Raw genomic sequence first — 16,069 nt, forward strand, 5'->3', positions numbered from 1 at the left:
TCATGCGCGGCCGAACAGCAGCGAGCAGTTGTTGCCGCCGAAGCCGAAGGAATTGTTCATCGCGTAACGGACCTGTGCGTGGGCATTGGCGAAGCGGATCTGCGGACCGCACTCGGGATCGGGCTGGTCGCTGTTGAGGGTGCCGGGGAGCAGACCCTCGCGCAGCGCGAGCAGCGCGAACACCGACTCGACGATGCCGGCCGCGCCCAGCGTATGCCCGGTCCAGGCCTTGGTCGAACTGGCATGCAGGGTGGCCGGGAACAGCGCCGCGACCGCGGCGGCCTCGATGCTGTCGTTGGCCGGCGTGGCGGTGCCGTGCAGGTTCAGGTAGCCGACCTCGGCGGCGTCCACGCCGGCCCGGCGCAGCGCGGCGCCCATCGCCAGGCGCGCGCCGAGCCCCTGCGGGTGCGGTGCGGACATGTGGTGCGCATCGCTGGATTCGCCGTAGCCGCGCAGCACCGCCAGCGCCGGCGGCGCATCGGCCGCGTCGGCGCGCTCCAGCAGCGCGTAGCCGCCGGCTTCGCCCAGCGACAGCCCGACCCGGCGCACGTCGAACGGCCGGCACGGCTCCGGCGACACCAGCTGCAACGCGTTGAAGCCGAACAGCACGCTGCCGCACAAGGTGTCCACGCCGCCGACCAGGGCCGCATCCACCGCCCCGGCGGCGATCAGCCGCGCCGCCTGCGCGAACACCTTGGCGCTGGACGAACAGGCGGTGGCGACGGTGATGCACGGGCCGCGCAGGCCGGTGGCTTCGCGCACGAAGTCGCCCAGCGAATGCGGCGTGTGCACGATCGGCCGTTGCAGGTCCGCGGGGAAACACGCGCCGTCGGCGTCCTGGTCGAGCCGGGTATAGGCCTCTTCGCTGGCGCCGATGCTGGAGGTGGAGGTGCCCATCACCACCGCCACGCGCTCGGCGCCGTGGCGCTGCGCGGCGGCGGCGACCGCCTCGCGCAGGCCGTCCTGCTGCAGCGCCAGCCACGCCAGGCGGTTGTTGCGGCAGTCCCATGCGGCCAGCGCCGGCGGCAGCGGCAAGGTCTCCAGCGCGTCCACCCGGCCGATCCAGCAGGGCAGCGGCTGCGCGCCGAAATCGTTGCGGCGCAGGCCGCTGCGGCTGTCGCGCAACGCCGAGGCCTGGGCCTGCAGTCCGCTGCCGAGCGCGGTGGTCGCGGTGTACGCACGAATTGCGACGGGTGCCATGCGGGGCGACGGGGGCGCTTCGGTCACGCGATATTCCGTAGAGGAGGGATCGCAGGAGTATATCGGCGCGGTCCGCAAAGCCGTGAAGCGCACGCCGCGCTGAACGTGAACAGGCATGGCGCATGCATTTATAAATGCAACGCGCGGCGCGCGCTTTCGCCGCTGGCGCATTTCCTCCACAATCGCTTGCCTTTCCACGCCAGGCGCACGCCACGGGCATGCAAGCCTACGTCTACAAAAGCCAACGCAAGCCGGACACCTACCTCTACCTCGCCAAGCGCGACGACTTCGGCTGCCTGCCGCAGGCGCTGCTGGCGTCGCTGCAGCCGCTGGCGTTCGTGCTCGAAGTGGCGCTGACCGCCGAGCGCACCCTGGCCCGCACCGATCCCGCGGCGGTACGCGCGAATCTGGCCGGCTGCGGCTTCCATCTGCAATTGCCGCCGCTTCCCGACGGCCGGACCGATCCGACACGATGACCGACTCCCCCTTCCGCGCGCGCGCTCCCTGGATCGCCGCAGCGCTGGGCGCGCTGCTGGCGCTGGTCGCCGGGGTCGGACCGTTGGCCGCGGCGCTGGGCGCCTGGCTGGCGCAGCCGGCGTTCGCGCTGGCGCTGTCCTGGCAGCGCGGCAGCCGGCCGCGGCCGGCCAGTGTGCAGGCACTGGGCCGGGACCTGCTGCCGTTGCTGGCGCTGTGGGCCGGCGGGCTGGGCCTGGTCGCGCTGCTGGTGGCGTGGCCGCTGGCGGCGCTGCGCGACAGCGGCAGCCTGGCCGCCGCATTGGCGCTGAGCGTGGCCGCCAGCGCGGCGCTGCTCGGGCTGTGGCGCACCTGGCCGCTGTGGCATGGCAGCGAATGCGAGGGCGGCGCGCTGGGCGCGCGCTGGCATGCGCTGGCGCAGCAGGACGTGCAGGCCTGGCGCGGCCTGGCGGTGGCGGCGCTGGTGCTGGTATTGGCCGGGGTCGGCGTGTTGCTGGCCTGGCCGGGGCTGCTGGCCGCTGCCGCGCGCTGGCCGCTGGCGCTGGCCTATGCGCTGCTGTCGCCGCTGCTGCATGGCGTGCTGCAGCGCGTGGCCGCGCCGCAGGCGCTGGCGCTGCCGGCGTCCTCGGCGGACCTGTTCGCCGAACTGAGCGCGGCCTCCGCGCCGCGCGAGGACGAGGCGGCGCCCGCGCCGGACGAACTGCATGCGGCGCTGTACGACGCCGCGCGCGGCGGCCGCGTCGATCGCGGGCTGCAGTTGCTGCAGGCCGGTGCCGACCCGCACGCGCTGCCGGCGCCGGACTGGCGCGACCAGCGCAGCCTGCCGGTGCTGGCCGCGGTGCTGCCGGACCTGCGCCTGCTGCGCGAGCTGATCGTGCGCGGCGTCGACGTCAACCAGCCGCACCTGGGCATGACCCCGTTGCTGGCCGCGACCCGCGACAGCTGGCACGGCCGCCCCGAGGCGGTGATGACCCTGCTCGCCAACGGTGCCGATCCGCGCGCCAGCGACGGCGACGGCAACACCCCGCTGCATCACGCCGCGCGCAGTTCCGATCCGGGCGTGGCCGCGTTGCTGCGCGACGCCGCCGCCGAACTGGACGCGCTCAACCGCGACGGCCTGACCCCGCTGGCGGTGGCCTGCCACGTCGGCAACTGGCGCATGGCCAAGTTCCTGCTCGAACGCGGCGCCAAGCCGGAACCGGCCGAGGGCAGCCCGGTGCTGCTGGCCGCGGCCGGCACCGAGGAAGACGATCCGGCCGGCGTGCAGCTGCTGCTCAAGCACAAGGCACGGGTCGACGCGCGCGACCGCCAGCGCCGCAGCGCGCTGCACGAGGCGGCGCAGGCCGGGCACGTGGAGATCGTCGACGCGTTGCTCGGCGCCGGCGCGAACCTGGAAGCGCGCGACGCGCTGGGCCGTACGCCGTGGCTGGAAGCCGCGCGCCATGGCCGCGTCGCGGTGCTCGAACACCTGCTGCCGCACAAGCCCGACCTGACCGCGGTCGATGGCGACGGCCGCAACGCGGTGCTGCTGGCCTGCACCGCCGACCAGGTCTCGCCGGGCCTGATCCGGCGCCTACTGGAACTGGGCATCGCCGCCGCGCAGCCGGACCTGAGCGGGCGCCGCGCGGTCGACCTGGCCGCCGAGGCCGGGCGTTGGGCGATCGTGTCCGCGCTGGATCCGGACTACCCGCTGCCGGCCGCGGTCAGCGACGGCCAGGGCGAGGTCGGCAGCGCCAGCCTGCCCGACCGGCCGCCGTTGGAACTGCTGCGCGAAGGCCTGCAGCTGGGCCAGCGCGACGGCCTGGCGGCGCTGGCGCGGCTGTGCGCGGCCGAGGAACTGGGCGCGCTGCTGCACGATCCGCATCTGGCGCTGAATCCGCAGGCAGTGGACTGGCTGCTGGCGCACGGCGCCGCCCCGGAGGTGCTGGACGCCTGCGGCGACACGCCGATGTTCGCGCTGCTCGCGCGCGGCGTGGAAGCGGTGCCCAGCCTGCAGGCGATGCTGCGCCAGGGCGTGTCGCCGGCCGGCGGTGGCGGCCTGACCCGGCTGCTCGCCGCCTGCGCCCAGCACGACCACGCCTCGCGCGCGCTGGAGCAGTTCGCGCTGGACCTGCTCGACCGCGGCGCCGATCCGTTCGCGCCGTCGCCGGCCGGCGATCCGCCGCTGTCGCTGGCGGTGCGCCTGGGCTGGCTGCGCCTGCAACTGCACCTGCTCGAACGTGGCGCCGACCGCGAGGCGCGCGACAGCCACGGCATGACCGCGCTGCACCTGGCCGCCGCGCTGGGCCGCGAGGCCTCGCTGAAGCTGCTGATCCAGCAGGGCGCCTCGCCGGAAGCGCGCGCCGCCGACGGGCAGACGCCGTTGGGCGTGGCCCTGGCCAGCGGCCGCCGCGACCTGGCCGACTGGCTGGACTGGCGGATCTGGCCGTTGCCGCGGCGCCCGCTGCGCGAGGCCGACCTGCCGGCCGCGGCGATGGTCGGCGACGCCGATGCGATCCGCCGCCTGATCGACCTGGGCCTGCCCGTCGATGCGGTCGACGCGCAGGGCTGCACCGCGCTGCTGCGCGCCGCCGGCGGCGGCCATGCCGCGGCGGTGGGCCTGCTGCTGGCGCGCGGCGCCAACCTGCAGCATGCCGCGGCCAGCGGCGCCACGCCGTTGTCGGCGGCGGTGAGCATGCGCCAGACCGACATCGTCGCCGCACTGTTGGCGGCCGGCGCGCAGATCGAGCACCGCCTGCCCGGCGGCGTCACCGTGCTGATGCTGGCCTGCGCGCTGGGCCTGCCGGACATCGCCGCACGCCTGCTGGCCGCCGGCGCCGACGTGCATGCCGGCGACGCGCAACAGCTGGCGCCGCTGCATTGCGCCGCGCTGTACGGCTTCACCGCGCGCGACAAGTCGCGCCTGCTGGCGCTGCTGGACACCTTGCTGCTGGCCGGTGCCGAACCCGACCGCAGCGCCGCCGGCGGGGTGACCCCGCTGCTGCTGCTGCTCGGCGCGCGCGCCGAACCGGGCACCGCCTGCGAAGAGCCGGTGGTGCTGGCCGGCGTGGAGCGCCTGCTTGACGAAGAAGTGAGCCTGGACGTGCAGGACCCGCGCGGCTTCGGCCCGCTGCACCTGGCCGCGCTGCACGGCCTGCCGCTGCTGGTGCAGCGCCTGCTGCGCGCCGGCGCCGATCCGGATCTGCGCGATACCTTGAACCGCCCGCCGCGCGAGATCGCGGTGATGCGCGGCTTCGTCGACGTCGCCGGCCAGTTCCAGCCGGCGCTGCCGGGCGTGTCCTCGATGGCCCGCTTCCTGCGCGAAAGCCGCTAGCGGCTGTCCATGCGGTGCGTGCGGTGCGTACGCATGCGCGCTGGCGACGGGCGCTGGACGCCGCGCGCCGGCCGCTGTCCGGTTTGTTCTGCGCGCCACCCGACAAGCGCAATCCCGGCAACCCGTGCTTCGCGATGCGACCGCCACTGCAATGATCGCGCGGCGTCGCTTCCGCGCTGCGCCTAAAAAAGTGCCCGCGCATGGCGGGCCGGTCGTTCCTCCAGAACGTGCGCGGGAGGATGCCCTCCCGCGCACGCCGGCGCGGCGGCGAACGGCGCCGCCGCTTGCCGTTTGCTCGCTTACTGCCGCGCCACCAGGGTCAGGCCGCTGTAGCTGCCGGACAGGCGCAGGTAGTACGTGCCTGCGCTGGACGGGGTGACGCGGATCGTCTGGGTGGTGCCGGCACGCACCGAGCGTGCGTCGTAGCTGCCGCTGCTCGGCGTCTTGCCGGCCGCTGCGTAGAGCGCGACAGTGCCGTTGCCGCCGAAGGTCATGAAGCTCACCGCCTTGCCGGCTTCGGCCTGGAAGCTGTACAGCCCGTCGCCGCCCTGGCTGCTGAGGTTGCGCAGCTCGACCTTGTTGCTGAGGGTCTTGGTCGGCGGAACGCAGCTGCTGTCCGACGGATCGCACGGCGGCGTCGTCGCCATCTGCAGCAGCATGTCCACGTCCAGGATGCCGGCGCCGATCGGCGTGGTGGTCGGGATCGCGACCGGGAACGGGCGCGCGCTTGCGCGCAGCAGGTCGCGCATGCCGCTCCAGGTGAACGGGGTCTTGGCCACGCTCTGCACCATCGCCACCGCCGCGGCCACGTGCGGCGAGGCCATCGAGGTGCCGGCCATGCCGCCGATCTGCCAATCGCCGGTCGGGGCCTGCGTACTGGCATTGACCACCTGGAAGATGTAGCCGTTCGGATTGCCGTCGACGCCGCCGCCGCCGCCCGGCGCGGCGATGTCCACGCGCGTGCCGTAGCTGGAGTAGCTGGCGCGGCCGCCATTGATGCGCGTTGCGCCCACGCTGATCACGCCGTTGCAGGAGGACATGGTGTAGGTGCCGGCGTCGGCGTTGGAGTTGCCGGCGGCGACCACGATGATGCTGCCGGCGGCGTTGATCTGGTCGATCGCGTCCTGGTACAGCTGCGGGCAGCTCTGCGGCCCACTGCTGCCCAGGCTCATGTTGATCACTTCGGCCGGGTTCGGGTTGGCCGGCAGGCCGTCCACCGGCAGGCCGGCCGCCCACAGCATGCCGTCGGCGATGTCGCTGCCGAAGCCGCCGCACGCGCCGAGCACGCGCACCGGCACGATCTTGGCGTCGTGGGCCAGGCCGGCGGTGGCCAGGCTGTTGTTGGTGACCTGGGCGATGGTGCCGGAGACGTGGCTGCCGTGCCAGGAGCTGGCTTCGGCCTGGTTGCCGGGGGCGCCGAGCGCGACGCAGTAGTCGGCATCGACCCAGTCGCCCAGGTCGAAACCGCCGGGCGCGCGGCCGTCGCTGTCGCGGCGCGAGACGCGGCGGTCGGTGATCATGTCATAGCCGGGCAGCACGTTGGCGGCCAGGTCAGGGTTGTCCTTGACCACGCCGGTATCGACCACCGCCACCACCACGCCCTGGCCGGTGGAGCGGGTCCAGGCCTGCTCGGCGTTCACCCCGCCGACCGGATCGTGGAAATTCCACTGCAGTTGGGCGTAGGCCGGATCGTTCGGTGTGGTGGAGGCCAAGGCGGTGGCGCGCGGCAGGGTCACGCGTGCTTCGTCCAGGCGCCGGTACAGGCGGTCGACCTGCACCGACTGCACCGCCGGATCGGCCTTGAGCTCGGCGATGAACGCGGCGCGCTCGCTGTCGTCGAGGTGGCGCGAGGTCTGCACCACGTGCCAGCCGGGCACGGCCATGTTGCGCAACACCTTGGCACCGACCGCGCTGCGCGCCGGCGCGCCGGCCGTGGCCGCGCGGGCGCGCTGCATGCCGCTGCGCGCGACCGCGGTGGACAGCGTGCTGTCGAGCGAGCGCCGCGCCTGCGTGCCGGTCTCGCGGGTCTTGACGATGAAGCGCTGGCCGCTGTCCAGCGTCTGCGCCGACTGCGGCACCGCCTCCTGCACGCCGCCGCGGCCGATGACGGGAGAGGCCGCCTGTGCGCCGTTGGCGAGCAGGGCGGCGGCGAGAGCGGCGGCGAGTTTGCTGTAAGAAATCATCTGCAGATCCTAGAAACCAAGAAGAGAGAGAAGGAAACGTGCGGCGCGGATGGTGCCGCGCGGCGTCACAGGTCCAGGCCCACGCCGATGCCGGCGGAGGATTCGCCGCCACTGAACGAGCCGCCCAGGCTGAACGAGGCGCGCGTGCCGAGCTTCTTGGCGTAGCCGATCGACAGCGCCTGCTCGCCGCCCTGGAAGCCGGCGCCGAGCGACACGCGCCCGCGCGGGCTCTGCGTGCCAGCGGCGTTGATCGCCATGTTGAGCATCGCCGCGCTCATCGCGCCCAGCCGGTCCATGCGCCGATCCATGCCGTCCAGGCGATGCTCGGTGTCGGTACGCAGCTGGTTGAAACTGTCGTCGAGCGCGGTGACGCGGGTGTTGGTGTAGGCGTTGGCGCTGCTCAGCGTGGCGCTGTCGCCGGAACGCATCTGCGCCACGTTGGCCGCATCGGTGCCGGTGCTGCCGGCGGCGACGTTGGCGATCTGGCGCTCGTTGCCGCCGCTGCCGACCGAGACCGTGTTGGCGCGGTCGGCGACCGAGCCCTGGCCCAGCGCGACGGCGTTGGCGGCGGTGGCCGAAGCGCCCTGGCCCAGCGCGGTGGCGGACGCGGCGGAGGCGCTGGCGCTCTCGCCGACCGCCACCGCATTGGTCGCGACGGCGGCGATGCGGGCGTTGGCACCGACCGCGGTGCTGCCGTCGGCGTTGACCTTGGCATTGGCGCCGATCGCGGTGTCGTTGGGGCCGTAGGCCAGCGATTCGGCGCCCAGCGCTAGACCGTTGTCGCCGTTGGCGGTGGCGCCGGAGCCAACCGCCACGGCGTTGGTACCGGTGCCGGTGCTGGGGGGCGTGACGTCGCCGCCGCCGATGCTGACCCCTTGGCCGCCGCCGGAACTGGCGATGGCGTTGATGCGGGTGTCGAAGCCGGTCAGCGCCGTGTCGAACGCGCCCATCGCCGAGCCCAGGTCGGTATAGCGCGTGCCCTGTATGAGATAGCTGCCGCCGATCAGGTTGCCGTTGGCGTCCACCGTGCTGCCGGCGCCGAACGCGCTGGCCACGCCGCGCAGCTGCGCCAGGTTGACCGCATCGGTATCGGTGGTGCCGGCGGCCAGGTTGGTGAGCTGGCGCTCGGCGCCGGCGTGGCCGATGGACACGGTGTTGTCGCGCTCGGCGACCGCGCCGGCGCCCAGCGCCACGCTGTTGTTGGTGATCAGCTGCACATCGTTGACGAAGGTGGAGTTGCCGACCCGCGCACCGGCGCCGATCGCGATCGACTGGTCGCCATAGACGTCCGCGCCGGTGCCCATGGCGATGCTGTCGTTGAAGAGGATCGGGGTGTCGCCCCAGAAATTGCCGTTCCAGACCATCGCCTTGCCGATGGCGATGCTGCGGGTGCCGCCGGCCCAGGCGCCGCTGCCGAGGGCGGTGGCGTCCTGCTGCAGCGCCAGTGCGGAATACCCGACCGCGGTGGCGTTTTCCGCCTGCGCGAAGGCCTGTGCGCCGACCGCCAGGCCGCGATCGCTCAGCGCCCGCGCGCCATTGCCCACGGCGGTCGCCCATTCGCCGGTCGCCTGCGTCTGCGCGCCCAGCGCGACCGCAGCATATTGGTTGGCGGTGGCGCTCTGGCCTACCGCGACGGTGCGTTCGGAACTGGCCTCGGCCAGCACGCCGACCGCGGTGGAACTGTAGGCGGTGGCCATCGCGCCGCCGCCCACCGCGGTGGACATCGGGCCGGTGGCCTGGGTGGCCTGCAACTGAATTCCTTCCGCGCCCAAGCCGTCTTCGCCCACGTCGACGATGCCGCCGATGGCGACGCTGGAGCGGTCGCTGGCGATCGCGCCGGCACCGGCGGCCAGGTTGTACTTGCCGCTGGCCTGGGCGCCGGCGCCCAGCGCGGTCGCGGCCATGCCGGAGGCGGAGGTCTGCTGCAGGATGACCGCACCGGAGGGCTGGTAGGAGAAGTCCAGGTCGAGCACGCCGCCGACCGCGGTGGTGGAGACTTCGGTGGCCAGGCTGTTGTGGCCCACCGCCAGCGCCTGGTTGGCGTAGCTGACCGCGCCGGCACCGAGCGCGACGGTGCCGGTGCCGACCGCCGAGGCGGCCTCGCCGGCGGCTAGCGCCTCGTCGCCGTCGGCGTAGGCGCCGGCGTTGCTGCTGTCGCTGCCGGTGGCCTGGAAGTAGAGGGCGGTGTCGCCGCTCGCATCCGCGGGCACCGCGTCCGCGTCGGTCGGCGCCGCATCGGCGGTCGCAACCGAAGTCGCAGCCGGGGCGGCGGCCGGCACCGCGGGCGGGGCGGTGGCGGCCTGCGCCAGCGACGACGTCGCCAGGCACAGCGCGCAGGCAAGCGCCAGCGCGCTACGGGCGCCAGCGCGCGAAACCGCGGGCGCGGCATGGCCGATCGGGCGATAGGCGGCGGTGCCGCGTATGGTCGTGCATTCGTTCATGGCGATCTCTCGGTGCTGAGGCGGTGGACAGGAGGCGACGTCAGCGGCGCGCAGGCGCGCCGCTTCGGGATCGGTGGTGTTGGGGTGCGCCGCTGACCCTGGGCACGCTCCGTACAGCGAACTTATGCGCGGCGTCATTTGCTTGTCACCCGCAAGTTCTCGCACGATCATCACCGGGTTCTCACCGATCGAGTGGGATGGGGAGCACATTCGGATGGTGAGGGCGTTGTTGAACTGGTTCGATCGGGCGCCGGTCGTGGACGAGGTGGACCGGCGCAACGTGCGCGTGATCCAGCTGTTGCTGCTGTTCCTGGCGATCACCATCCCGGCCACGTTCGCCGTCGCGCTGACGCTCGCCTGGCCGCAGTTGCGTGGACACGCGGTGCCGCCGGGCATGGTGGTCTCGCTGGCGATGAGTCTGCTGATCGCGGTGTGCGCCGCGATCGGCTTCGTGCGCGTGCGCCGTGGCGCGCTGCGCGCCGGCGTCGGGCTGCTGCTGGCCGCGATGCTGGCGTCGCTGCTGGTCAATGCCGCGGTCAACGGCCTGCAGCGCCAGTTGCCGGATCAGCTGGCGCAGATGCTGGTGCTGATCCTGGCCGGGCTGGTGCTCGGGCGCCGCGCGCTGTGGATCACCTTCGGCGCGCTGCTGCTGATGCTGGGCGTGGGCGTGGGCCACGACGCGCTGCTTGAATTCGTCGACGAGCCGGCGCGCGCGTTCTACAACCTGCCGTCGGTGCTGTTCAGCTATCTGCTGGTGACGCTGCTGCTGGACCGCACCACCGAAGCGCTACGCGAGAGCCTGCGCGAATCCAATGCGCGCGGCCAGCGCCTGCAGCAGGAGATGCTCGAGCGCGAGCGGGCGCAGGCGCAGCTGATCCATGCGCAGAAGCGCGAGATCGTCGAGCGCATGGCTGGCGGCCTGGCGCACGATTTCAACAACGTGCTGGCGGTGATCGTCGGCTTCTCCGCCGCGCGCCACGACGACGACGCCGGCAGCGACGGCGAGCGCGTCGCGCAGCTGGAAGGCAGCCTGGCGTCGGTGGAGGAATCGGCGCGGCGCGGCATGGCCGTCATCCGCCGGCTGCTGCGCTTCAGCCGCCGCGATGGCGAACAGGCCGAGGACTTCGACGCCGCGGCCGCCATCGATGCGCTGCAGCCGATGCTGCGGCAACTGCTGGAAGCGCGCATCGTGCTGCGCTGCGCCTTGCCCGCGGCGCCGGCGCCGATCCACCTGGATCGCAGCCAGTTCGACCTGATGCTGCTCAACCTGGCCAGCAACAGCCGCGACGCCATCGCCGACCGCGGCCATCTGGACATCGCCGTGCGCAGCGAAGAGGCGTGGACGATCATCGAGGTCGCCGACGACGGCCACGGCATGCCGGCGGACGTGGTGGCGCGGGTGTTCGAGCCGTTCTACAGCACCAAGCCCGCCGACAGCGGCACCGGGCTGGGCCTGGCGGTGGTGCGCGACCTGGTGGTGCGCAACGGCGGGCACATCGAGGTGCACAGCGAGGTCGGCGCCGGCACCCGCTTCCGCATCGCCCTGCCGCGCGTCGGCGCGGCGGCCGCGGCTCAGCCGGCCGGATCGAAGATGTAGCCCTTGCCGTGCACCGCCGCCAGCGGCAGCGCGACGCCGCAGCGGCGCTGCGCCTTGGTGCGCAGGCGGTGCACCATCGAATCCAGCCGATGCGCATCGAAGTCGTACACGCGGTCGGTGAGCGCGGCGATCAGCGCCTCGCGCGCCACCAGCAATCCGGGCTGCTCCAGCAGCCGCAGGCACAGGCGCCGTTCGCTGCCGGTCAGTGCCGCCGCCGTGCCCGAGGGGGCCAGCAGGCACCAGCCGTCCTCGCTCACTTGCCAGCGCCCGCGCGCCGGCGCCGCCGGTGCGCGCGCACCCAGGCGCCGTGCCAGGCTGTGCAGGGTGGCGGCCAGCAGGTCGATTTCCACCGGCTTGGCCAGGTAGGCGTCGGCGCCGCCGGTCAGGCCGCGCACCCAGTCCTCGGTCTGGCCCAGGCTGGTCAACATGACGATGCCGAGCTCGGGATAGCGCTGGCGCAGCGCGCCGGCCAGGGTGAAGCCATCGGTGTCCGGCAGCCCGACGTCGAGCACCACGATGTCGGCGCCGTCTTGCTGCAAGCGCGACTCCAGGTCCGCCCCGGTGCCGTAGCCGGCGGTCTCGAAGCCGAAGCGGCGCAATCCCGGGATCAGGATGCGGTCGCGTAGCGTCGGATCGTCCTCCAGGAGCAGGACGCGCAGGGCGGTGGCAGCGGTGTCGGCATTCATGCGCCGGCGCAGTGTAGCCGCAGCGGCCGGCGTGCGCTCGCCGGCCCGGCGCGTGCGGGTACTTACGCCGTACAAACGCGGCGGCTGCCACACTCGCCGCTTCCCTGCCACGGCGCCCATGATGGCCTCACGTATCGAAGACTACGCCATGCTCGGCAACTGCCGCAGCGCGGCGCTGGTGGACAAGCACGGCTCGATCGACTGGTTGTGTCTGCCGCGCTTCGATTCCGATGCGCTGTTCGCGGCGCTGCTGGGAACCCCCGAACATGGCCGCTGGTCGATCGCGCCGCAGGGCGCGTTCCGCAGCACGCGCCACTACCGCGACGGCAGCCTGGTACTGGAAACGGTCTTCGAGACCGACGCGGGCGCCGTCGCGGTCCTGGACTTCATGGCTGCCAGCCACAACGAGGAACTGCACAACCACGTGGTGCGCATCGTGCGCGGGCTGCGCGGGCGGGTGCCGATGCGCATGCAACTGCAGCTGCGTTTCAACTACGGCCGCACCATTCCCTGGGTGTCGCAGATCGACGGCGGCCTGCAGGCGATCGCCGGGCCGGACCAGATCGCGCTGCGCAGCCCGCAGCCGATGCATGGCCACGGCTTCGCCACCGAAGCGGACTTCAGCCTGGAAGCCGGCGACAGCACCTGGTTCGTGCTCAGCCACGGCGCCTCGCACCTGGAACTGCCGCCGCCGCTGGCGCCGGAACAGGCGCTGGAGCAGACCGAGGCGTTCTGGCATGGCTGGTCGCACCGCTGCGTGCACGCCGGCCCGTGGACCGAGGCGGTGCGGCGCTCGCTGGTGGTGCTGAAAGGCCTGAGCTACCTGCCGACCGGCGCGATCGTCGCCTCGCCGACCACCTCGCTGCCGGAGCGCCTGGAGGGCGAACGCAACTGGGACTACCGCTTCTGCTGGCTGCGCGATGCGGTATTCACCCTGACCGCGTTGCGCGCGGCCGGCTATTCCGACGAGGCCGCCGCCTTCCATGGCTGGCTGCAACGCACCGTGGCCGGCTCGCCGGACCAGCTGCAGGCGCTGTACGGCATCGGTGGCGAGCGGCGCATGCCCGAATGGGAAGTGGACTGGCTGCCCGGCTACGAAGGCGCGTTGCCGGTACGCGTGGGCAACGCCGCCGCCGGCCAGTTCCAGCTCGACGTGTACGGCGAGGTCATCGCCACCTTCCACCGCGCCCACAAGGAAGGCTTGCCGACCGCGGTGCACGGCCGCTCGCTGGCGCGGCAGCTGCTGGAGGTGCTGGAGCAATGCTGGCGCGAGCCGGACGAGGGCATCTGGGAAATCCGCGACCAGCGCCGCCATTTCGTGCATTCCAAGGTGATGGCGTGGCTGGCGTTCGACTGCGGCGCGCGCGACGGGGTCACCGACGCCGATGCCGCGCAACGCGCGCACTGGCGCGCCCTGGCCGACGAAGTGCATGCGCAGGTGCTGGCGCAGGGCGTGCACCCGGACGGCTATTTCGTGCAGAGCTACGGCAGCGGCCGGCTGGACGCGGCGACGCTGCTGATCCCGCTGGTCGGCTTCCTGCCGGCGGACGATCCGCGCGTGGCCGCCACCGCCGACGCGATCGCGCAGCGCCTGAGCATCGATGGCCTGGTCGAGCGCTACCGCGCCGACGACGCCAGCGGCGACGGCCTGCCGGCCGGCGAAGGCACCTTCATCGCCTGCAGCTTCTGGCTGGTGGAGAACTACGTGCTGCTCGGCCGCGGCGCGCAGGCGCGCGCGCTGTTCGAACGCCTGCTCGGCCTGTGCAACGACGTCGGCCTGCTGGCCGAAGAATACGATCCGCGCAGCGGCCGCATGCTCGGCAACTTTCCGCAGGGCTACTCGCACGTGGCATTGGTCCACGCCGCGTTGCGCCTGCATGGCTTACTCGGCGAACAGGAAACCCATCCATGAGCGATGCGACGCAAGCGACTCCGCCCTGCCTGATCGTGGTCTTCGGCGCGCGCGGCGATCTGACCCGGCGCCTGGTGCTGCCGGCGCTGTACAACCTGCGCCGCAGCGGCGCGCTGCCCGAGCAGTTCGCAGTGATCGGCGTGGACCACGGCGACATCAGCGAAGCCAGCTGGCGGCGCATGCTCGGCGACGCGCTGCGCGGCCTGATCGCCGACCGCGACGCCGAGTTCAAGGCCGATGGCCTGAACGAGGAAGTGTGGGGCTGGCTGCGCACGCGCATGCACTACCTGCGCGGCGATTTCGCCGACGCGGCGACCTACCGCACGCTGGGCGAGGTGATCGAAAAGTACGACGCGCAGTACCAGACCGGCGGCAACGTGCTGTTCTACCTGGCCACCGCGGCGCGCTTCTTCGGCCCGGCGATCGAGCAGCTGGGCGCGGCCGGGCTGGTCAAGCAGCGCGCCGACGGCGGCTGGCGGCGGGTGATCGTGGAGAAGCCGTTCGGCCACGACCTGCAAAGCGCCAGGGACCTCAACGCCATCGTCGGCCGCGTGCTCGACGAGGACCAGGTATTCCGCATCGACCACTTCCTGGGCAAGGAGACGGTGCAGAACATCCTCGCCTTCCGCTTCGCCAACGGCCTGTTCGAGCCGGTGTGGAACCGCGACCGCATCGACCACGTGCAGATCACCGCCGCCGAGACCATCGGCGTGGAAGGTCGCGGGCGCTTCTACGATCCCACCGGCTGCCTGCGCGACATGGTGCCCAACCACCTGTTCCAGTTGCTGGCGATGATCGCGATGGAGCCGCCGGCGGCGTTCACTCCCACCGCGATGCTGCGCCGGCGTGCCGAGGTGATCGAGGCGGTGCGGCCGCTGACCCCGGCCGACGTGGTACGCGGCCAGTACGCGGCCGGCGCGATCGGGCGCAACGCGGTGCCCGGCTACCGCGAGGAAGACACGGTGCCGGCCGACTCCAACACCGAAACCTACGTGGCGATGAAGCTGCAGGTCGACACCTGGCGCTGGGCCGGCGTGCCGTTCTACCTGCGCACCGGCAAGCGCCTGCGCGAACGCACCACCGAGATCGCGATCCGCTTCAAGCCGGCGCCGCTGGCGCCGCTACGCAGCGCCGAGATCGGCGGCTACGGCCCCGACTGGCTGGTGCTGCACATCCAGCCCGACGAAGGCATCTCGCTGCAGTTCGACGTCAAGCGCCCGGGCGCACGGGTCAGCCTGGCGCCGGTGCGCATGGACTTCCGCTACCGCGACTGGTTCCCGAAGGAATACACGGTCGGCTACGAACGCCTGCTGCAGGACTGCATGAACGGCGAGGCCGGCCTGTTCCAGGACGCGACGATGGTCGAAGCGGCGTGGCGCATCGTGCAGCCGATCCTGGACGCGTGGCAGGGCTCGTCCGACGAAGTGGCGCAATACCCGGCCGGCAGCGCCGGCCCGGCCACCGCCGACGCGCTGCTCGCGCTCAACGGCGGCCACGCCTGGCGCACCCTGACCGCCGGCCGCCGCCCACCGCCGCGGCGCCCAGCGGAAGGCGGTGCCGAGGCCAAGCCGGCGGCGCCAGCGAAGCGCCAGGCTGCGGCCAAGCCTGCCGTAGCCAAGGCCAAGTCCAAGGCCAAGACGGCGCCAGGCGCTGCCAAGTCCAAGAAAACCGCCGCGGCCACTGCCGCTGCCGCTTCGCCCAGGAAGGCGGCCAAGGCGACGAGGCCAGCCGAGGGCAAGCCAACGGCAGCACGCAAGAAGACGGCCGGGCCCAGGAAGGCGGTCAAATCCGCGCCCGGGAAAGCGACCGGGCGCGTGGCGAAGAAACCGCCCGCGACGCCGGCCAAGCGATCCGGGACCGAGCGCTGACCGGCAACGCGCGACGCCCGTCTGGGCGGCTTCGGATGGTCTTGGGCCATTCGAACGACGAGGACATGGCTGCAGTCGGGACTGAAGTCCCTCCCACAGTGCACCCAGCCAGCTCGCCGCAAGTTTCTGTGGGAGCGACTTCAGATGAAGGCGGCCCTTGCCGCTCTCGCCCTCGCCCTCGCCCTCGCCCTCGCGGCGGGCGAGGCCGCGGCCGTCGTCGCGACGAACGAAGCGATGAGCCGGCCGGCTTCGGATCCTGTCGGGGCTGAAGCCCCTCCTACAAGCGCCACAGCCCACAAGCGCCGCGACCACCCGTAAAACCCTGTAGGAGCGGCTTCAGCCGCGACGAGCGAAGTGGCGAAGTTGCCAGGCTCCAGCCCCTAGTCGGCGCCAAT

The 16,069-nt window shown here is 72.7% G+C and carries 9 protein-coding genes; 5 read left to right on the forward strand and 4 right to left on the reverse strand.

Annotated features, from left to right (window positions below; translation table 11 throughout):
* Positions 1-1,200 (reverse strand): beta-ketoacyl-[acyl-carrier-protein] synthase family protein, encoded by a 1,200-nt coding sequence (locus tag J2Y70_RS20405; RefSeq protein ID WP_309921831.1) that lies wholly within the window; start codon positions 1,198-1,200, stop codon positions 1-3.
* Positions 1,201-1,418: 218 nt separating this feature from the next.
* Here J2Y70_RS20405 and J2Y70_RS20410 point away from each other — a divergent pair, with 218 nt between their 5' ends.
* Together J2Y70_RS20410 and J2Y70_RS20415 are read left to right on the forward strand one after the other, a co-directional pair.
* On the forward strand, positions 1,419-1,676 hold the full coding sequence (locus tag J2Y70_RS20410) for a YcgL domain-containing protein (protein ID WP_263398592.1): 258 nt from the start codon (positions 1,419-1,421) through the stop codon (positions 1,674-1,676).
* On the forward strand, positions 1,673-4,987 hold the full coding sequence (locus tag J2Y70_RS20415; RefSeq protein WP_309921834.1) for an ankyrin repeat domain-containing protein: 3,315 nt from the start codon (positions 1,673-1,675) through the stop codon (positions 4,985-4,987). Before J2Y70_RS20410 ends, J2Y70_RS20415 begins: the two co-directional genes overlap by 4 nt.
* 299 nt (positions 4,988-5,286) lie before the next feature.
* Here J2Y70_RS20415 and J2Y70_RS20420 read toward each other — a convergent pair whose 3' ends face one another.
* The gene (locus J2Y70_RS20420) at positions 5,287-7,170 is read right to left on the reverse strand and encodes a S8 family serine peptidase (protein WP_309921837.1); all 1,884 of its coding nucleotides are present in this window, start codon (positions 7,168-7,170) and stop codon (positions 5,287-5,289) included.
* Between the two features lie 65 nt (positions 7,171-7,235).
* Positions 7,236-9,611, reverse strand: a complete 2,376-nt coding sequence (locus J2Y70_RS20425) for a YadA-like family protein (RefSeq protein ID WP_309921841.1) — start codon at positions 9,609-9,611, stop codon at positions 7,236-7,238.
* Positions 9,612-9,840: 229 nt separating this feature from the next.
* On the opposite strand from J2Y70_RS20425, the gene J2Y70_RS20430 reads away from it, so the two are divergent.
* Positions 9,841-11,208, forward strand: a complete 1,368-nt coding sequence (locus J2Y70_RS20430; protein ID WP_309921844.1) for an ATP-binding protein — start codon at positions 9,841-9,843, stop codon at positions 11,206-11,208.
* Here the strand turns inward: J2Y70_RS20430 and J2Y70_RS20435 are convergent.
* Entirely contained in the window at positions 11,184-11,894 is a 711-nt protein-coding gene (locus J2Y70_RS20435) for a response regulator transcription factor (protein WP_309921847.1), read from the reverse strand. The genes J2Y70_RS20430 and J2Y70_RS20435 overlap by 25 nt on opposite strands.
* A 121-nt stretch (positions 11,895-12,015) precedes the next feature.
* Between J2Y70_RS20435 and J2Y70_RS20440 the strand changes: the two genes are divergently transcribed.
* Together J2Y70_RS20440 and zwf are read left to right on the forward strand one after the other, a co-directional pair.
* Entirely contained in the window at positions 12,016-13,806 is a 1,791-nt protein-coding gene (locus tag J2Y70_RS20440) for a glycoside hydrolase family 15 protein (RefSeq protein WP_309921850.1), read from the forward strand.
* Positions 13,803-15,674 (forward strand): glucose-6-phosphate dehydrogenase, encoded by a 1,872-nt coding sequence (gene zwf, locus J2Y70_RS20445; RefSeq protein WP_263396702.1) that lies wholly within the window; start codon positions 13,803-13,805, stop codon positions 15,672-15,674. Before J2Y70_RS20440 ends, zwf begins: the two co-directional genes overlap by 4 nt.
* Positions 15,675-16,069: the final 395 nt, after the last annotated feature.

The organism is Xanthomonas sp. 1678 (assembly GCF_031455575.1).
GTDB lineage: Bacteria > Pseudomonadota > Gammaproteobacteria > Xanthomonadales > Xanthomonadaceae > Xanthomonas_A.